The sequence below is a fragment of the Flavobacterium sp. FG139 genome, assembly GCF_057809695.1.
This window is the reverse complement of record NZ_JBMDKL010000003.1, coordinates 281,294-301,811: the sequence shown is the minus strand read 5'-3', so window position 1 is coordinate 301,811 and position 20,518 is coordinate 281,294. Positions and strand designations below refer to the sequence as shown.

At 31.5% G+C, this 20,518-nt stretch carries 15 protein-coding genes; 4 read left to right on the top strand and 11 right to left on the bottom strand.

The window, feature by feature from the left end:
* Nucleotides 1-2 precede the first annotated feature (2 nt).
* The 7 genes from ACODSI_RS04270 to ACODSI_RS04240 all read right to left on the bottom strand — a co-directional run bounded on the left by ACODSI_RS04270 (nt 3) and on the right by ACODSI_RS04240 (nt 11,278).
* Nucleotides 3-2,951 carry an RHS repeat domain-containing protein gene (locus tag ACODSI_RS04270; RefSeq protein ID WP_488915605.1) on the bottom strand — a complete coding sequence of 983 codons (2,949 nt, stop codon included), beginning with the start codon at nt 2,949-2,951 and terminating at the stop codon, nt 3-5.
* A gap of 6 nt (nt 2,952-2,957) precedes the next feature.
* Complete coding sequence (locus ACODSI_RS04265; RefSeq protein WP_488915604.1) at nt 2,958-4,835, bottom strand: T9SS type A sorting domain-containing protein; 1,878 nt, start codon at nt 4,833-4,835, stop codon at nt 2,958-2,960.
* A 666-nt stretch (nt 4,836-5,501) separates the two neighbouring features.
* A complete protein-coding gene (locus tag ACODSI_RS04260; RefSeq protein WP_488915603.1) occupies nt 5,502-6,449 on the bottom strand; it encodes a DUF6371 domain-containing protein in 948 nt (315 codons plus the stop codon).
* A 280-nt stretch (nt 6,450-6,729) separates the two neighbouring features.
* On the bottom strand, nt 6,730-8,001 hold the full coding sequence (locus ACODSI_RS04255; RefSeq protein ID WP_488915602.1) for a DUF3987 domain-containing protein: 1,272 nt from the start codon (nt 7,999-8,001) through the stop codon (nt 6,730-6,732).
* A gap of 632 nt (nt 8,002-8,633) precedes the next feature.
* Entirely contained in the window at nt 8,634-8,909 is a 276-nt protein-coding gene (locus tag ACODSI_RS04250; protein ID WP_488915601.1) for a helix-turn-helix domain-containing protein, read from the bottom strand.
* A gap of 101 nt (nt 8,910-9,010) precedes the next feature.
* Complete coding sequence (locus ACODSI_RS04245; RefSeq protein ID WP_488915600.1) at nt 9,011-9,892, bottom strand: hypothetical protein; 882 nt, start codon at nt 9,890-9,892, stop codon at nt 9,011-9,013.
* 30 nt (nt 9,893-9,922) lie between these two features.
* Nucleotides 9,923-11,278 carry a tyrosine-type recombinase/integrase gene (locus ACODSI_RS04240; RefSeq protein ID WP_488915599.1) on the bottom strand — a complete coding sequence of 452 codons (1,356 nt, stop codon included), beginning with the start codon at nt 11,276-11,278 and terminating at the stop codon, nt 9,923-9,925.
* A 320-nt stretch (nt 11,279-11,598) separates the two neighbouring features.
* Here ACODSI_RS04240 and rimO point away from each other — a divergent pair, with 320 nt between their 5' ends.
* Together rimO and ACODSI_RS04230 are read left to right on the top strand one after the other, a co-directional pair.
* Complete coding sequence (gene rimO, locus ACODSI_RS04235; RefSeq protein ID WP_488915598.1) at nt 11,599-12,900, top strand: 30S ribosomal protein S12 methylthiotransferase RimO; 1,302 nt, start codon at nt 11,599-11,601, stop codon at nt 12,898-12,900.
* Between the two features lie 45 nt (nt 12,901-12,945).
* Nucleotides 12,946-13,431: a hypothetical protein gene (locus ACODSI_RS04230; RefSeq protein ID WP_488915597.1), complete on the top strand. Its 486-nt coding sequence runs from the start codon at nt 12,946-12,948 to the stop codon at nt 13,429-13,431.
* Between the two features lie 76 nt (nt 13,432-13,507).
* Here ACODSI_RS04230 and ACODSI_RS04225 read toward each other — a convergent pair whose 3' ends face one another.
* Nucleotides 13,508-13,921, bottom strand: coding sequence for a DUF1573 domain-containing protein (locus ACODSI_RS04225; protein ID WP_488915596.1), 414 nt, complete (start codon nt 13,919-13,921; stop codon nt 13,508-13,510).
* A gap of 216 nt (nt 13,922-14,137) precedes the next feature.
* On the opposite strand from ACODSI_RS04225, the gene ACODSI_RS04220 reads away from it, so the two are divergent.
* Both ACODSI_RS04220 and ACODSI_RS04215 read left to right on the top strand, forming a co-directional pair.
* Nucleotides 14,138-15,391, top strand: a complete 1,254-nt coding sequence (locus ACODSI_RS04220) for a sensor histidine kinase (protein ID WP_488915595.1) — start codon at nt 14,138-14,140, stop codon at nt 15,389-15,391.
* A gap of 7 nt (nt 15,392-15,398) precedes the next feature.
* On the top strand, nt 15,399-16,082 hold the full coding sequence (locus ACODSI_RS04215; protein ID WP_488915594.1) for a response regulator transcription factor: 684 nt from the start codon (nt 15,399-15,401) through the stop codon (nt 16,080-16,082).
* Here ACODSI_RS04215 and ACODSI_RS04210 read toward each other — a convergent pair whose 3' ends face one another.
* The 3 genes from ACODSI_RS04210 to ACODSI_RS04200 form a co-directional block, all read right to left on the bottom strand.
* Nucleotides 16,083-17,261 carry a LysM peptidoglycan-binding domain-containing protein gene (locus tag ACODSI_RS04210; protein WP_488915593.1) on the bottom strand — a complete coding sequence of 393 codons (1,179 nt, stop codon included), beginning with the start codon at nt 17,259-17,261 and terminating at the stop codon, nt 16,083-16,085.
* A gap of 165 nt (nt 17,262-17,426) precedes the next feature.
* Complete coding sequence (locus ACODSI_RS04205) at nt 17,427-18,968, bottom strand: acyl-CoA carboxylase subunit beta (protein WP_488915592.1); 1,542 nt, start codon at nt 18,966-18,968, stop codon at nt 17,427-17,429.
* A gap of 96 nt (nt 18,969-19,064) precedes the next feature.
* Nucleotides 19,065-20,507, bottom strand: coding sequence for an acetyl-CoA carboxylase biotin carboxylase subunit (locus ACODSI_RS04200; protein ID WP_488915624.1), 1,443 nt, complete (start codon nt 20,505-20,507; stop codon nt 19,065-19,067).
* Nucleotides 20,508-20,518 lie beyond the last annotated feature (11 nt).

Below are 20,518 nucleotides of genomic sequence, written 5' to 3'. Positions count from 1 at the left end.
TTTTAATTTTGGTTTATTAAATTATATTGCGTTTCTGATAATATATTGTTTTCTTTATCTCTAACTCGGATTAATCTACCTAGTTCATCATATTCATTTGTAACTTTGTCACCTTTTGGATCAATTATTGTAGATATTCCAACAAGAGGAATATATGTATAAGTAGTAATCATTGCCTTTTTTAAATTAACATCTGAACTATTTCTCAAAGCATTTAGAGCAGTTAGTATATTATTTTCTGATAGTACTAAAGCATCTGTTTTACTCTGAATATCATTAATAATTGAAGATGGTATGTTTGCGTATGAAATATTATCAAGCTTTGCTACTATATATGATTTATTATAACCCCAGATATAAGAAGTTACTATACCGTTTTGTAGTTCTTCTTCTAATAAATTGCCAAATTCATCATATAAATTATAGTGCTTTTTAACTTGATAACTAGCAGTACTCTTTGCAAACTCAGTGGTATATGGTAAAAAAGATTGATTACTAGGCCAAGAATTGTTGTAACTAATTTTATTAGATAATATTAATTCAGTCCCTCTAAACATTTTGGTTTCAGAAGGTTCATAAATCCGATTCTGAGAGAAAGGAGAATTGTTGGTGTCATAAGTATATTCCGTTCTTAAAGTTTGTCCTAAACTATTGCTCGATTGGTGCTCTTTTAATAAATGAAAGCTGTCATCATAGCTAAAATATTCTATTACAGTTTTAGCTTGAGACCCAAAGTAATCAATTGTAGTCTTTTGAGTGAGTTTGCCTATTTCCAGTAAATTACTCGTTACAGTTGGTGTAGATGGATTTTGTGTAAAAACAGAAGGATAACTATTACTCAGGGTTGAGTATGGATAATTAGAACTTAAACCTCCATCAGTCTCGGGACAATTAAAATCATAATTATAATTAACGGAGCTTAAAAGGGTTGAATTACTGTCATAAACATTTTTAGCAATTAAAACCCCTTTTTTACTGTTCTCATAAATTATTCCAGAATTTATTGAATTCAAATCAATAATATCTAAGCCATCTTTGAAAACATATTCTTCTCGTCCATTATTTTGAGAATCAGTAATTGTAATATTTTTATAACCACCAAAATACATCTTGTTATAACCAAATTCGTCATTATTTTGATTTATTATGCTAAAATCTGTATCAACTAAATAACCGCTACTTATTGAGGTTCCAAAAAAATTATAATTATATTTTTTTTCTTTAACTGGTACATATCCTTGGGTAATATAATCACTATTATAGGAAGGATCATAAAAATTGAATGGTGCATCATTATCAAAAAAACCTATCTGTTTTAATCTCAAACCACCACCATAAAACCATTTTCTAGGATTTGGATTTAATTCTTGGCTTTTTATTTCCACTGTACCAAAATTATACAGATTATTTTCAGAACTTATTGTGATTCTATAATTACCAGGAGTCAATTCAATCATTTTATTAAAACAAAGACCTGATTTAGTATCAATATAATATCCGTTTTCAGAAAAATGCGGTATTGTATAATTACCAGTAATTCTTTTTAATGTGAAGGTTGGTGAATAAGTTCTAGGAGGTGTTCCTATTGTGTCGTGTGGTCTCGGGGGTAATGTATATTCGTCACCACTAAGATTAAAAAATAATGTTTTATTTGTAGTTCCAGTGACTGTAAAATCAAAAGTTGTGGATGTATTTGTAAAGTTAAAAGGATAGGGATTGGTAGATCCGTAATTAACCATGAAAAAATTTTCTGGAATTAATGGAATGCTAGGGTTTGATGCAAGTAAATCATAGTACGAATTAGGATCCAGATCAAGATGCCAAATATTATCTATACCTTTAATATATTTACTATATGTATTAGATTCGTAATCATAAATTATCGTTCCTCCAGTTGGTAGTTTCATCTTAACAAGAATCCCATGTGTAGAAGCATCTTGCGATGGAATCCCATATTGATTATTAATAAAGCAATATGGAGCATTTGTTTTATAACCAAATAAATCTACTGCATTACCAATTAAATTTGTAGAAGGACTATAAAAAAATTCATAATTTTCTTTCTTAGTTTCTGCTAAATTTGACAACTGAATTTTGGATATTCTTCCCAAAGTACCAAATAACTTCATTTTTTTAATACCAGTACCATATGCATCGGTTAATATTAATTCAGACAACTTAGCATTTTTACCTGATGTACTATAATTGAGAGTTACTTTACCATTACCAATTGAATTAATTTCTTTGACTTGGTTAAAAATATATCCTGCAACAAAACCGTTAGCACCATAAGTGTCTGGATATGAAACAACTTGGTAATTAACATGAACTAGCTCTTTATTATTATTATCAACTATACTTGATAAGTAATATGCGCTATTATAATTATTATTTCTATTTATTACATCAAAAACAAATTGATAACCTTTTTCATCATAAAAGGTGAATTTAGTAACCTCATAGTGTGAATCCCGTTCTATTTTTATGGATAGATTAGAATCTTTTTGTTTTAAAACTTTCAATCCTAATGATCCATCAGGTTTCTTAGTTAATATAAACCTACCAAAATACCCCATAAAATTGAATTGATAGATATCATCACCAGTATTGGTTAAATTTGTTGAAGAATCAAATCCAATAGCATCATTTGGACCAATAAGTATTCTTGAAATAACTCCTCCTGCAAACAAATTCCAGCCGATTCCACAATTACTACTTACTTCATTACCAACAATACTATTTAAAGGGTGATATTTTAACTCAATATCAAATTTAATATCCTTACTTCGAGTCGGTAGGTTAATGAAAGGAACACTTACTTGCGGCAATCCATTGCTTAAGTCAATGGGGGTCTGTTCATATTGCATTAAAGTACTAACTGTCGGGTCTGATTGAGCCAAAAGTGAAGTAGAAAAAAACAATATTAAATATAATCTTGCTATAATTTTCATTTTATTTTAATTTTTACTTATGTTCTTAATTATTTTGATACCATCACTTTGTTTATCAGTTTTTATGTTTATAACATAAATTCCTTCAGGTAAGTTTTGTAAATCGAATGGGATAGTTCGTTCCTTTATAGAAAATTCTTGTAATACTCTTCCAGATAAATCGACTAATGTAGCAGTGCCAGATTCGAAATCATATCCGACTATAATATTTGTGAATGAGGTAGCTGGATTAGGAAATGCTTCTATAGCAGACTTTTCAACTTTAATTTTATCATTATCCTTTATTTTCACAATCCAAAAATCTGTTGATCCATAATTTGTTTTTTTGTCTTTGGATGGAGGAATAGGTTTATTATTAGAAGGTTGAATATTTTTTCCTGAACTAGAAGATAAAACATCACCAATTGGATTTTTTGATGGATCTATCTTAATTTGAGTATCATTAAGTTTATCATTTATATTACTGATGTTATCTTTATATAAATTATTTACGTTGTCTTTGGAATTGTTAATTTCGTTGCTAATTTTATTTTCTTCAATACTTTCTACTGATTTTGTATTTTTTAAAATATTGGTTTTATTATTTACAGGAATGTTATTTGATTTTGTGGGGTTAGAAGTTCCTGCAAACAAATAACCACCATCTCTTGTTTCAATAGCTTTTTGCAAGACATCTTCACCCGAACTCCCAACTGATTTACGCCACAATTCATCACCGTTTTCCGATATTTTGATTGCTACATAATCATTAATACCACTTTCATCTTTTCTCTGTTTATTATTAATTTCACTCATTGAATAACCACCAATTAAAATGCTATGATCTTTATTTTCAATCAATGATGTTAATACATCAATGTTGCCAATATTATATTTTTCATCCCATAATGTTTTTCCAGACAAATCCATTTTCAAAACCCAAAAGTCAAACCCATTTTCGTCTTTATTTTTTTTGCTTTTCACAGAGTTTGAATTAGAACTTCCCGCTATTAAATAACTTTCATCAAAAGATTGATGAACAACGCTTAACTGTTCTTCAAATGTTCCACCAATTGTTTTTTGCCATTCAATTTCACCTTTTGGAGTTATTTTAATTACCCAAAAATCGTTATTTCCAATATTATCTTCACTTTTATTTCCCGATATGGGTGAATTTGAGGTACCACCAATGATATAACCTGAATCTTTAGTTTGTTCTACACTTTTTAATTCATCGCAATATGTTCCACCAATTGTTTTTTGCCATTCAATTTCACCTTTATTTGTAAGCTTTATGATCCAAAAGTCTAAACCGCCATGTGAATTATCTGCTTTTTCATTAGATTTATTTGAATTTGAAGATCCACCAATTAAATAGCCTCCATCTCTAGTACAAATGATTGTTTTAAGTTTTTCTTGTCCACTTCCTCCAATAGTTTTTTGCCATTCTTCATTTCCTAGAGCATTGAGTTTAATAATCCAATAGTCATCACCTCCACGGCTATCATCTTTTTTATCATTCTTACTGTTTTCTTTTATTGCGTTTGAAGAATTTGATGTACCAGCAAGAATAAATCCTCCATCATTAGTAATTTTTATACTCTGCAAAAAATCTAGACCATTTCCTCCAAAACTTTTTTGCCACTCTGGATCTCCATTTTCTTTCATTTTCCATATCCAATAATCAAAATTTCCATGATTATTATCCGCTTTATTACCCGATTTATTGGACAAAGAACTTCCAGCTAAAATATATCCGTAATCTGCTGTCGGCTGAACATCAGTTAAATAATCCGCTGATTTGCCTCCATAGCTTTTTTCCCAATCAACATTTTGGGAAAACATTGTAATACTGTTAATACTCAAGCTAAAAATTAAACCGAGTTTTGTTAGATTGTAATTCATAGATAAAAAGATACATTAGATTTTATATAAATATTTTTCATTATGGACATAGACATTAACTTACTTTTATTGTATTTCAAACTTAATGCAAAATTTTACTGTTAATTATTAAGAATTGAATTTAAAAACCTTTCATTGATCATCAAACTGTTGTCTCTTCTTTATGAAGAACAATAAGTGACTCTCAAATTTATATATTTTGTATAAACAAACAGGTAAGCAAAAAGTGTACATTTTTAATTATTTTTCAAAACTAATAAAATCGTTTTTTACCCATACACGTAGTTTTACGTGTTTTTTATTTTTTTTCAAATGTATTGGTTTGATTTTGAGCAAAAAAAATGTTTTCACTAGGAAAACTCCTAATGAATTCTAGCCCCCCCCAATGATAATGTAAAAAAAGACTAACTCTTTTATTTTGCCACAAACCTAAAGATTGAACTTATACTAATTTTACACTTTAAGTGTAAATAATGTTAAAATGAATGCCTCAAACATATTGTTTTCTGTAAAACAAAACAATCCGTATTTACACGGATTTTTTTGAGATAATTTTTAATTGAAAACCAATCCGTATATACCTATAAAACAAGTAATCTTTTGAATTAAATTGTTGTTGACCAATAGATTAATGTTTTTTAATGCACAGACGTAGAAGTTAAATAGTTATAATATCATTTTTCTAAAAACATCTTCTAAATCATTGTTATAGATGTTCTCGTTTTTAAGTTGCTCATCTGTTTTGCCGTTTGTCATATCCCATATTTTGGCATTAATTCCAAGAGAAATTAAAAGCGGTATTTTGTTTGAAATTATCTTTACTGCATTTTGGCTCATATCAGGAATTATAAGCACGTTGTGTCCAATTAAAGGCTTTAATTTATCATTTGTCAAACCATTAATACCACCATAAGCTACCCAGACATAGTGAGGAAATAAAATATAGCCTACAATGGCTGTTTTTTCACTTTCTGTTAGTACGATTATTTTTTTTGATTTAATACCATCATAAACCAAATGCTCACCAAATAAACAATTAAAATAACCCTGTTCATTTTTGTAGGGAACTTTAAATTTATTGGTTCTTTTACCATTTGGATCGTAATAAGCAATTTTTACTTTTTGCACTTTTAAATTAGAGTTGATACTCCAAAACAATACTCCATTATCTCGGCTTGTTCCTAAAGCATAGGTTTGTTTTGCATCCTCTGTTTTTTGGTCGCCGTATGTCTTTCGTAAATATTGCAAAAGATTGTTTTCGGGAATGATTTTGTAGTAATCCCAAATGATTGATTCATCAATAAACTTTTGAGTAATGGTTTGATTTAAAGAAATCTTTTGCAACTCGTTTTGACTTTCTTTTTGTGGCATCAAATAAACCGATTCAAATTTATTTTGTATATCGTTCCAAATAAATTCATTTGAATGCTCATCAATGTATATTGTTGGGGGTAGTGTTGTTTTGCCACAAGAATGACAATAACCATAAACATCATTTAGATTTTTATAGTTTACAAATTTACCATCTGTATTTTTTTTGTTACAACAAGGCGTAATTAATTTATAATTTCGTTTGATGTCAAAAACAAGCTGAATCTCTTTTTTTTGTAACATTTTTAAAATATTTTTTTTTGCAACCTGCAACTTGCAACTTTTATAAAAAACCTTGCAAGGAGTGATTTTACTATACTTTCAGAGGTTTTTACTCAAAAAAATGAGTTGCACTACATCTTATTTTTTATGCTTTTTATAAAAAAAAAATTATTTTTAGCAGTTAAGCTGTTTTTAAAACTCTGTGCAACTCGGTTTTTGTTGTTAAAACCTGTGTTAAGCATCGATTTTATTATATATACGAAGCTTTTTTTTCTTGGTTGCAAGTTGCAGGTTGCACAAATTAAGTTTTCCATTTTCTTGATATTGTTGATTTATTCAATCCTGTAATGGCTACAACATCTTTTTGAGTAGCATTGTTTTTAATAGCCATTTTTATAATGTCATCAATGTTTGCTGTCCTTTCTTTCTCATTTATGTTTTCTTCTAAAACAATTTTGAAATTTGTAAAATAAAACTCCAATATATTAATCGCAATTTCAATGGTTTCAACACTGATTTTACTTTGAAAGCTTTGTCTTTTTGAATTTAGAATTAAATGTGTTAAAAGGGCTATTTTATGAATGTTTATAAGCATTTTTGAAATATACTCCTTGCTTAAATCATTGGTTGTATTTTGGAGATTAATTAAATCTTGGGAATAATCAAATAGACGTTTGTGTGCTATAGTTTCAATCTCTATTCTTAAATCGTCCATTTCAAAAGTATTCTCAATTTCAGTTCTATAGTTTAATAGATTGATTAGTGAATTGGAATAGTTTTGAAAAACATCATTTGAAATATCATTAATTGATAATTGATTGTTTACCGTTAGCTTATTAGTGAATAATATTCTATCAATAAATCCACTTTCTATATTTCCATCAGCAAACAATTTAGGCACGAATTGATGTTGAATAGAACCCAGTAAGGTTGGATATGATTTTTCGATTCTAAAGCTTTCCGTTGTTTTACGTGAAATGTCGATGTATTTATTGGTATTCCCCTGTAAAAGGAATGTTCGCCAAGCTGTACCCTCTGTACTTTTTTTATTTGCCATTTTCTCAATTAAAAAATAAAGTTCATCAATAAAAATTCCTATAGAATATTTGTTTTTATAGTGGGTATAAATAGCGGATTCAATGGTAGCATCTTGAATAAATAATTGTTTTCTATCTGTTTTTTCCAACTCGTCTAGTTCTAAATTATCTTTTTTGAACTCTTTATATTTTTGATTGTCATACTTAACTAAAGGTAGTGTTGCTAATTCCATTGCTGGGGATTTACTATCCCCACGACTTCCGATAATGGCAAAATACAAGTTAGAATAGTTGATGTATCCCATTGATTTTATCGAGAATGCCAGACCACAAGCATTACTAAAAGCAAATAGTATTGAACTAAATAAATACTCTTTAGGTATCCTTTTTAATTCAAAAGCTTGGTTTATTAAATCTTTTATTTCTAAAGGCATTTTAGATAGTATTTGCTCCAACTGATAAACTGCAATTTCTTTATTGGTTTTAAAAGCATTTTCAATTTTACAATCAATATCTTTTAGGTTGTTTATTTGCATCGCTATTGATTTTTAGAGATAGAATTTTATTCTATTGGTTATATTAATTAATTGTTTTTTGTCAAAAAAAGCATTGCAATGCAATTGCAATTATTACTCAATTTCATTGCAAGACAATTGCAAGACAAATGCAAGGGTTGATTTTACTAGGCTTTTGATACATAAACTTTGAAATTTTATTTAATTCTTAATTGCAATTGTTTTGCAAAACAATTGCAATGATTATTACTTGTGCAGAATTTACTATTTGATAATTGATAAGTATTTTAATAAGCGAATTGATATTTTAAACTACACGATTGATTATTTTCAATCTTAAATCAATCCGTACAAACCTCTTAAAACAAGGGATTTTTTAAAATGGATTGATTTTTTAACTGTTGAATTGATGGTTTTCAATCCTAAATCAATCTTGAATCAATCTCTGATTTATATAAAAAAAATTGCAATGACATTGCAATTTTTATTGAAAAGCATTGCAATTATTTTTGAATTTCATTGCAATACCATTGCAATGGCTTATTTTATTGATGTTTTAAGAATTGATTTGTTTTGTTTTTAAACAAAAAACACTTGCAATACCATTGCAATGATTTTTTGAAATTGCAAAACAATATTTTTAGATGTTTGATTTATTGATTCAAATGTTTAACAGCTTGTAGTACTTCACTTTTTTTGTAATACACTCTATTACCCAATCCTAAACTTTTAAGTTTACCCGATTTGGTGTGCTTCCAAAGTGTTGTTTTGTTAATGGATAAAAGTTTGCAAACTTCCTCTCTTGTTAGAAGTTCACTTTGTGGCTCATCATTAGATTGATTTGCTGTTTTTTGAGGTTGCAATAATGGTTTAAGTGCCTCTGCAAGTTCTTCAACTGTAATACCGTTTAATAAAATTGGTGCATTCATAGTACTTATTTTTTTATGATTTATAAGTACAAAGGTGTGTCTGTATGAATGCCCATTTTAGACCCTAATTTTCCCTTTAGGGGAAAATAAACCCCAATGAATTAGGATAAAACACTTTCAAAGACAATATTGAAGTTGTTTTGTCTTTGTGTGCTGTAACTTTTAGTAAGTGATTTTAATTTTGAATAAACACAATACTCGTTATATCTTTTTTCTGTAATTAGTTTAAAATCAGAAAATATGATTTTCATAAAATCATTGTCTTTGTGATAATAGATAAGTTTTTCTTTCTCTAATCTCTTTTTAAGATAAGAGTAATCTGTGTAAAAATCTATAATATGTTTTTGATATTCTGTAAAGCAATTATAAACGGCTTCACTTATAAACAATGATAAAACAATATTTAGATTGATTGAGTGATTTTCGTCAGATGTAGTACCTAATCCTGTATAATCTATATAATTGTCAGTATATAACTTTCGATGCAATTTTTTAAATATTGGTGTATGGTCTAAAAGTAAACCTCTATGGTATCGTATTTCAAAATCATTAAAGTCATCTAAATCATACATCATCTCAAATAATCGAGAATTGTTAGACAACAATCTTGAAATTTCATTTACTACTTCAATTATTGCAATACTTTTTATCAGTTTAATATAGTTGTAATTTTGGGCAAGTTTTGAGAAATCAACTTTATCAAAAGCTTCCTTGAGTTCGTTTGTAAAAATCTCCTGCTCTGGATCAGTTTCATAAAAATTATAACGCTTGTTAAAAAGTGAATGTAATTCTTTTAATATTTCACTTTTTTCTATTTCATGTGTAGCCTTAAAATCATTACTCAAATACAATCGAATGGAGTTCAAAGTATCTCCGTAGGTTCTCTTTTTTCTTTTGCGTTTTACAAAAAAGTGTTTTATCAAAAGCTCCGCTTTATCGTAGTACTTTGTGTAAAAATCGTTATATATTTTTGCGTAATCCATTGTTGATTTTAAAGGTCGTTTTTTACTCTATTAACTAACGTTATTTTTAACAATTTCCATTACAGGCGTTTTTTCTTTAGGGGTTAACTTACTGAAATACTCTAACATTTGATACGCATTGTCGTAGGTTGTTTTTCCGATATAGTTTAAAAACATTTTCTCTGTTCCGTGCGCTGTAATATTCATTAATATAGGCGTTGGAATGCGTCCATAAAAGTTTGTTGCAAACGAACGTCTACAAATGTGTGAGGTAACCAATTCGTGTTTTGGGTAGTTTGCTAAAACATTTAAGCTAATTTTTTCATCAATTAATTTACCTGTTCTCTTTGAAATCACTTTGTTTCCTGTTTTAGTTGTTACTGATTTACTCCCTTTAATAGTTTGGTTAAGACCAGCTGTCTTGCAAATACTTTTTATAAACATATTAAAATATGGCAATGTTACTTTATACGGTAAACCATCTTTTATAATTTCTAAAGCTTCAGGAAGTAAAGGTATAGCAACGAGTTTTCCTGTTTTTTGTTGCTTGAGTTCAATTATTTTCATAGTCCCCAAGTCTTTAATGTTTTTATCGGTTATATTTAATAAATCACCACCTCTCTGACCAATTAAACATCCTAATAAAAGCCATTTTCTAGCATTAATTAGTGATGGGTTTAATAACACTATATTTTTAATTTTCTCTTGTTCTTCTTCACTTAAAACAATGATTTGTTCGGGCGACTTATTCTCTGAAATAATTTTGATGTTTTTTAATTGTGAAGAGGTTTCAATATCATTCTTATAGGCATCGTTACAAATGGTTTTAATATTGGCGATATTTTTACCAACATAATTAATTGCATAACCTTTACTAAAAAGCCACATTTTGTATTTTTCAATAAATTGCAAATCAATATTTTTTATTAAAATACTTTTATCATTTAAGGCTTCTTTTTGATAACGAATGATTGTGTTTTTAAATAAATTTAAAGCCCTAATACGTCCTAAACTCAATCCTGTTTCTCTTTTTTGATTGGTTTTGTATGGGGCTTCTTTAATATATTTATCGATGTAATTGGTTAAAATATCAAGTTCAACAATGGCAACTTTATTGTTGAAAATATCAATTTGCATTTGCAACCAATCTCCTGTAAGTTCAATCCCTTTTCCAATAGCTTCATTATGAGCATCGCCAATAAATAAAGCTAATTTATCTAATTTGGATTTTATGATTTTTAAATCTTCTTTGCATGTTTTAGGTAATCCTTTATCAATGCTCCAATCTTTTGCATTAATAACAAGTCCTGTTTTACGTTTTAAAACGGTAGCTCTATTTATAGAATAGCGAACATAAATATTGGATGTTTCGCTTTTACTTTGAAGTAAAAATTTTATCTTAGCCATTATTTTGCTTTTTACAATAAAACAAAGATAATGAATTAGTCAACATTTAGTCAACAAAATGCGAATTTAACGAAATTTTGATGAATCTAGGTGAATTAAAAAATACGTAAATACACATAATATGAGCTATTTAAGTATTTTATAATTTATGCAAATTGTGCAGATTGAGTCCTGATTGCAGCAATCCGCCGTGCGGTGCGAAAAGCAGGAATAAGGTATCAAAAAATGCCCAAAAGTTTCGCTTCTTAAAAGGAAAAATAACAGAATCTGAAATAAATTCAGATTAAATAACGTAATTTTGCAGGCTATAAAATAAAGGTATGAGAACCAAATCGGTAAAGAAAAATAAAATCAATGTCATAACGCTTGGCTGTTCCAAAAACACTTACGACAGTGAGGTATTGATGGGGCAATTGAAAGCCAGTGGAAAAGATGTTGTGCACGAACAAGAAGGCAATATCGTAGTGATTAATACGTGTGGGTTTATTGACAATGCGAAAGCAGAATCGGTAAATACGATATTGGAATATGCAGACAAAAAAGAGCGCGGTATAGTAGATAAAGTATTCGTTACCGGATGTTTATCAGAGCGATACAGACCCGATTTAGAGAAAGAAATTCCGAATGTGGATCAATATTTTGGCACTACCGAATTACCGCTTTTATTGAAAGCATTAGGAGCCGACTACAAGCACGAATTGCTTGGAGAACGATTGACAACGACTCCGAAAAACTATGCTTATTTGAAAATTGCCGAAGGTTGTGATAGACCGTGTAGTTTTTGTGCTATTCCGATTATGCGTGGAAAACACGTTTCGCAATCTATTGAAAAACTGGTTAAAGAAGCCGAAGGTTTGGCTAAAAATGGTGTGAAAGAACTGATTCTTATCGCGCAAGATTTAACGTATTATGGATTGGATTTATACAAAAAACGCAATCTTGCCGAGTTGTTAGAAAACTTGGTGAAAGTAGAAGGCATTGAATGGATTCGCTTGCATTACGCCTTCCCTACTGGATTTCCGATGGATGTATTGGAATTGATGAAACGAGAGCCAAAAATTTGCAATTATATTGATATTCCGTTGCAACACATTTCGGACCGCATTTTAAAATCGATGAAACGCGGTACGACAAAAGAAAAAACCACCAAATTATTACACGATTTCCGTGAGGCGGTTCCTGGGATGACTATTAGAACGACCTTAATTGTTGGCTATCCTGGAGAAACACAAGAAGATTTTGAAATCATGCGCGACTGGGTTCAAGAAATGAAGTTTGAGCGATTGGGTTGTTTTACCTATTCTCATGAAGAAAATACAGGAGCTTTTGCTTTAGAAGATGACGTTCCAGAAGACGTAAAAAAAGCACGTGCACAAGAAATAATGGATTTACAATCGCAAATATCTTGGGATTTGAATCAGGAGAAAATTGGACAAACCTTCAAATGTATTATCGATAGAAAAGAAGGTGAACACTTTGTGGGAAGAACCGAATTTGATAGCCCAGATGTAGATAATGAAGTCTTAATTGACGCTTCAAAGTTTTATGTAAAAACTGGCGAATTTGTAAATGTAAAAATTACAGATGCCACAGAATATGATTTATACGGCGAACCGGTTTAAATAATAAAAAAATTATTTAACTTTATATCCTAAAATAAGTTGAAAATGAAACCATTAAAATCAATACTTAGTGTTTGTTTGTTTTTGTTTACTGTACACTTTGCAACGGCGCAATATGGTTATGGAAACGGCGGAATGTATGGCGGTGGCGGCATGAATAGAATGGGAAACCAACAAAGCATGCAAAACACCAATAACTATGGTAGAAATACCAAAACTCCCGAGCAAATTGAAAAGGAAAGAGTTGAAAGCATCAACAAAACCATGGAAAAGCTTACGAAAGATTTGAGTTTAGACGATCTTCAAGTAATTGTGGTAAAAAAAGAAATTGAGTCGAGTGCAAAAAGTATTTATACCGTAATGAAAAGCGAAAGTTCTGAGGAAGATAAGATTAAAGAAGTAGAAGCCATTAATGAAAAAACCGATAGAACTATAAACACTTATTTGAACGATGATCAAAAAGTTATTTATAAAAAATTTATCGACGAGCGAAAAGAACGAATGGAAAAATATAAAATGTCAAGAAATTAATTGACTTTTTAAAATTAAAAAAAACTCCAAAACAACTAAGTTTTGGAGTTTTTTCGTTATTAACCTCTTTATTTAATTATGATTTTGCGACTACAGTTCCTTTAAAAGTTAACACTTTAGGCGTTTCTTCTGCACTTGTAGTAACTGTAACTGTTTTAGTGAATTGTCCTGGATTAGCGGCATTGAAGGTAGCTTTTACATACCCTGTTTTTCCTGGAGCAATTGAATCTTTGGTATAATCGGCATTGGTACAACCACATCCTGGTTTTACATTTGTAATTAATACCGGTTTAGCACTCGTGTTTTTAAATTCGTATTCAATAACTTTTGGCGTTCCTTGCGGAATTTCTCCCAAGTCAATCGATTCACTTTTCCAAGTCAATGGAGCCGTTGTAACCACTTTTACAGTGTTGCTTTTTTGAACTGGATGAATTGAAAAAGACATAAGTCCCAAAGTCAATCCCAATAAAGTAATTTTTAATGTTTTCATAAGTTGTAAATTTTACGGTTATTATTCGTTTTTGATAATGTTCGTTGGTTTGAACATTTCAAAAGTATTTCAATATCAATCATACTCGTGTTAAGCGGTTTCAAATGTTTGTTAACGACTTGTTAACCGTAAAAACTAAAGCCTTTTTTTAGTAATATTACATTGTGAAATAGCAACCTAAAACAAGTAATTTGTTTGCTACTTACCTAAAGTAAAATGAAAACCAAAAACCTCAACATCATAATCGTACTCGGATTAATTGCTACTGTCGGCATACTGATAGCGCAATTACTGTGGACGAAGCAAGCTTTTAATTTAGAAGAAAAAAAGTTTTCTCAAAAAACACATATCGCTTTATTAGAAGTCGTAAAGAAATTATATCAAGGTACTAACAGCGAATTGCCTTCTGAAAATCCGATAAAGAAAATTGCCAACGACTATTATATTGTAAACGTCGACAATGATTTTGAACCCAAAATTCTAGAATACTATCTCAAAGCCGAATTCACCAAATTTAACATCACTACCGATTTTGAATATGCCATGTACAATTGTCAAAGCGACGAAATGGTGTATGGTAATTATATTTCGTTTTCGGATAAATCTCCGGAAAAGCACACGGTTTATTTCCCAAAACACAAGAATTTTGTGTATTACTTCGCCATTCGTTTTCCAAATGAAACGTCGTATTTATTCAGTTCATTACGCTTTTGGTTTGTACTTTCCTTTGCATTAGTCATTATTTTATTAGTTTATGTTTATTCGATTTACACGATTATTCAACAGAAAAAATATTCCGAATTGCAGCGTGACTTTATTAATAATATGACACACGAATTCAAAACCCCATTGTCTTCTATCCTACTTGCTTCCAATTATTTAAACCAACAAGACGTTATTCAGAAAGATAAAAAATTAGAAAAATACACCGAAATCATCATCAATCAAAGCAAGAAACTCAACAGCCATATCGAACAAATTCTGAACATTGCCAAGTCGGATAATGCACCAATGAAAATGGAATTGAAAGAAGTTTCGGTTATTCCAATCATCAAAGATGTGGTTGAAAACATGCAATTAAAACATCAAAATTTGACTGTCAAAATCAATGCTGATAAGGATTTCACCATTCAAGCTGATGTATTCCATTTCACCAATATTGTGTATAATTTGCTAGACAATTCTATAAAATATTGCGATGGAACGCCAGAAATAACCCTACAAATCAAAGAAGACAAGCATCAAATCAAACTCGATTTTAGCGATAATGGCATTGGTGTTTCTAATAAAAATTTAAACTTTATCTTTGATAAATTTTACCGAATTCCGAGTACCAAAAGCAATGAGGTTAATGGCTTCGGACTAGGTTTGTATTACGTAAAAAAGATTTGTACGCAACACCATTGGAAGATATTTGCCAGTAATAATAACGAGAAAGGAATCACCATTTCAATCGTAATCCCAAAATAATACGACTATGACAAAATATAAAATCTTATACGCAGAAGACGATGAAACCTTGGCATTTCTTACCAAAGACAATTTAGAGCAACACTATGATGTTACACATTGTGCCGATGGAGATGCCGCTTTAAGCGCTTTTAAATCAGACCAATTTGATGTATGTATTTTGGATAGTATGATGCCTAAAATGGATGGATTTGATTTGGCCGAGAAAATTCGAAAAATCAATTCTGATGTGCCTATCATTTTCCTTTCGGCAAAAACCTTAAAAGAAGATCGCATAAAAGGATTGCGTCTTGGTGCCGATGATTATTTGGTAAAACCCTTCAGCATCGAAGAATTATTACTAAAAATAGAAGTGTTCTTAAAACGTTCTCATAAAAATACCATCACGGATAAAAGCATTTATACCGTTGGTACCTATCAATTTGACAGTAAAAATTATTTGGTTTTTAATGATGTTGAAAAAATATCGCTAACCCAACGGGAATCGGATTTGCTCAAATTATTTCTCGATAACAAAAATGTAGTTCTTAAACGTGAAGCTATTTTGAAATCACTTTGGGGCGACGACGACTATTTTATGGGAAGAAGTTTGGATGTTTTTATTTCTCGTTTACGCAAAATTTTGGCCAATGAAAAAGGCATTGCGATAGAAAACTTACACGGAATTGGATTCAAATTTAGCGTTTCCTAATTACTCAGAAATTACTCTGTTTATTTGCACAAATGTACGTACATAATACGGTTCTTTGGTAGACGAAACAATCACACCCGAGTTGGTTGCCGAGTGAATAAATTTGATTTCATCGTCCAATACTTCGGTAATCATTCCAACATGACTTACACGTCGGCCTCCAAAAGTGGCAAAGAAAATTAAATCGCCTTTTTGAGCGTGTGCTTTATCAATTCTAACACCATAATTAGCCATTTCATGCGACGATCTTGGCAAGGTCATGTTGATGTTTTTAAACGTATAAAACATCAAGCCCGAACAATCAAATCCGGCACTACTGGTTCCGCCACTTCTATAGCGCGTTCCTAAATGTTCGGAAGCTTTTTCTATTAACAATTGTGCCTTTGATAAATTTCCAGCAGGAATATTCTTTACATCAACCGTTTCTTCTGGCAATGCTAAAACTTCTGTTTTGGTAGGACTATCAGTGCCTTTTTTTATTACTAGAACATAATCAACAGGCAATCCATTTTCAATTCCTGGGTTTAATTTTTGCAATTCTTGAACCGATACATTGTATTGTTTGGAAATGCGATACAAGGTTTCTTTTGGAAGGACTTTATGCACCACGTCAACATTAGAAACCACATCGTCAACCTTTGTAACTACTATATTATCACTGTTTTCAGCTTGGGCATTATCATCTGTAATTTGACTGTTCGGAATTTTAAGTGTAGATCCCTTCTTTAAATTACTGGTTTTCAATTCTGGATTCAACTCACAAAGTGTTTCCATAGTAATACCATACTTTTTGGAAATACTATAAATGGTCTCTTTGGAGGCAACCAAATGTTTGATAAAAGGTTCTTTTTTAGCAGCAACTTCTTTAACTAATTTCGATTCACTAGTGGCTTCTTTAGTTTCTTTCTTATCTACTACCAGTTCTTTTTTATCTTTTTTAGAAGGTTTTGGCTTCTCTTTGTATTTCTTATTGGGGATGTTTACTACTTGTCCTAATTGCAAAATTGCACCTTTCGTTTTAGGATTTAATGCATACATTTCCTTTTCTGTCAAATCGTATTTTAAGGCAAGTCCGTAAATCGACTCACCACTTTTAATCTTGTGCTTGATTACTTTTTGAGAAAAAGCATTCACACTAGAAAAAAAGGCAAGTAAGATAAACAGTTTAAAGAATTTCATAGATAATCATTTAGATAAAAGCCATTTGAACCGCTTTTTAAGGAGGCGCAATTTACGAATAAAATGCCGCTTTATTGGATTATTTTAACTTAAAATTAAATTAAACCCATTTGTTTTAAACAAAAAAACCGCCAAAAGAGGCGGTTCAAATGATTTATAAATCGATTACAACGGAATATTTCCATGCTTTCTTTTAGGAGTATCTACTACTTTGTTTTCCAACATACTAAAGGCTTTTAGCAATTTTCTTCGAGTATCTTTTGGCAAGATAACCTCATCAATAAATCCACGTTGGGCTGCGGTATAAGGGTTAGCAAACAACTCGGCATATTCAGCTTCTTTTTCCAACAATTTAGCGGCAGGATCGGTTGCTTCGCTAATTTCTTTTTTGAAAATAATTTCAGAAGCGCCTTTTGCTCCCATTACCGCGATTTCGGCACAAGGCCAAGCAAAATTCATATCAGCTCCAATGTGTTTCGAATTCATCACATCATAAGCGCCTCCATAGGCTTTACGTGTAATTACGGTTACTCTTGGCACCGTTGCTTCACTAAAAGCATACAACAATTTGGCACCGTGAACAATAATTCCATTCCACTCTTGATCGGTTCCTGGTAAGAAACCTGGCACGTCTTCTAACACCAATAACGGAATATTAAAACAATCACAAAAACGTACAAATCGAGCGCCTTTTATGGATGATTTTACGTCCAAACAACCGGCTAAAAATTTAGGATTATTGGCCACAATTCCGATACTTCTTCCGCCTAATCGAGCAAAACCAACAATGATATTTTCGGCAAAATCTTTATGAATTTCAAAAAACGAATCTTCATCGATAATGTTCTCAATAACATCGTGCATGTCGTAAGGTTTATTGGCATTATCTGGAACAATCGAATCTAACTTTTCACGTACTTCTTCACCCAAAACATAAGGAATTTTAGGAGTCGTTTCTCTATTGTTTTGAGGCATATAGCTCAACAATCGTTTGATATCCTCCAAACATTCCACCCCATTTGGAGAGGTAATATGCGCTACACCCGATTTGGTAGAATGCGTACTCGCACCGCCCAATTCTTCCGAGCTTACTTCTTCATTCGTTACTGTTTTTACAACGTTGGGGCCGGTCACAAACATATAGCTGTTGCCTTCTACCATCATCGTAAAATCGGTCATCGCTGGCGAATATACTGCTCCTCCAGCGCAAGGTCCCATGATAGCCGATATTTGCGGAATCACTCCACTCGATTGTACATTTCTGTAAAAGATATCGGCATAACCGCCCAGCGAACGTACACCTTCTTGAATTCGAGCGCCTCCAGAATCGTTCAATCCAATCATGGGTGCACCACTTTTCAGCGCCATGTCCATGACTTTACAGATTTTTTCGGCATGTGTTTCCGATAAAGAACCTCCAAACACCGTGAAATCTTGTGCAAAAACATAAACTACACGACCATTTATAGTGCCGTAACCTGTGATCACACCATCGCCATAAATGATTTCTTTTTCCATGCCGAAGTCGGTTGTACGATGCGTTACCAACATTCCGATTTCTTCAAAAGAACCTTCGTCTAATAAATATGATACGCGTTCACGTGCCGTCAATTTCTTTTTGGCATGATGTGCGGCTATTCTCTTTTCGCCTCCACCCAATTTGGCTAAAGCTATTTTATCGTTTAATATTTTAATTTTATCTTCCATACTTTTGAGATTAAAGAAAATAGAGAATAGAAAAAAGACTTTATCAGCTGCCCATTCTATTTTCTATCATCTATGTTCTATGTTCTTTATTCTTTTTTATTCAATTGGTAATCGCAAGATTTTTTTATCTTCAATATATTGTTTTAAAGCAATCATGGCCGCAATTTCGGCTTCGATATCTAGATTAGCTTTCATTTTTTCAGGATTGTAATACGCTTTTACAAAACCTGTATCAAAATCGCCTGAACGAAATGCTTCGTGTTCCATCACAAATTTCCCAAAAGGAAGTGTTGTTGCTACACCTTCTACATGATAATTATCGATGGCTTTAATCATTAACTCAATGGATTCTTCCCGTGTTTTTCCGTAAGTTACCAATTTCGATAACATTGGATCATAATAAATAGGCACATCCATACCTTCTTCAATTCCGTTATCCACGCGAATTCCTTCACCTTCTGGAAGCTTGTAGGTGCTTAAAAAACCAACATTAGGTAAGAAATCATTCATAGAATCTTCAGCATATACTCGGAGTTCCATAGCATGACCCTGAATTACTAAATCTTCTTGCTTAAGGGTCAATTCTTCGCCACGAGCCACACGAATTTGCAACTCTACTAAATCCAATCCCGAAATCATTTCGGTTACAGGATGTTCCACTTGCAAACGCGTATTCATTTCAAGAAAATAAAAATTGTGTTTATCGTCCATCAAGAATTCAACCGTTCCAGCACCCAGATAATCACAAGCGCGCGCTACTTTTACAGCAGCTTCACCCATTTCTTTTCTTTTTTCTGGAGTTAAAATAGAAGATGGCGCCTCTTCCACTACTTTTTGATGACGGCGTTGAATACTACATTCACGTTCAAAAACATACAACACATTGCCATGACTGTCTGCCATTATTTGAATTTCAATGTGTCTCGGTTTGGTCACATATTTTTCAATAAAAACCGAACCGTCTCCAAAAGCAGAAGTTGCTTCACTAATGGCGCGATTCATTTGCGATTCAAAATCTTCTTCTCTTTCAACCACACGCATACCTTTTCCACCACCACCAGCAGAAGCTTTTATCAATATTGGAAAACCAACTTCTTTGGCCGTTTTCTTAGCTTCATTTAAATCGGTAATCGCGTGATCTACACCAGGAACCATTGGAATATCGTATTTCATCACCGCTTCCTTAGCGGCCAATTTACTTCCCATCATCTCGATAGCTTTCGATTTTGGGCCAATAAAAACAATGTTGTTTTTTTCACAAGCTTCTGCAAAAGTTGAATTTTCACTTAAGAATCCATACCCTGGATGAACCGCATCAACACCTAATTCTTTACAAACTTCAATGATTTTATCACCACGCAAATACGATTGACTAGAAGCGGCTTCTCCAATGCATACTGCTTCGTCTGCATATCTTACATGAAGCGCATTTCTGTCGGCAGTCGAAAATACAGCTACCGTTTTGATCCCCATTTTCTTGGCGGTTTTCATTACCCTAATGGCAATTTCGCCTCTATTGGCTACTAATATCTTGGTTATTTTTTTCATGT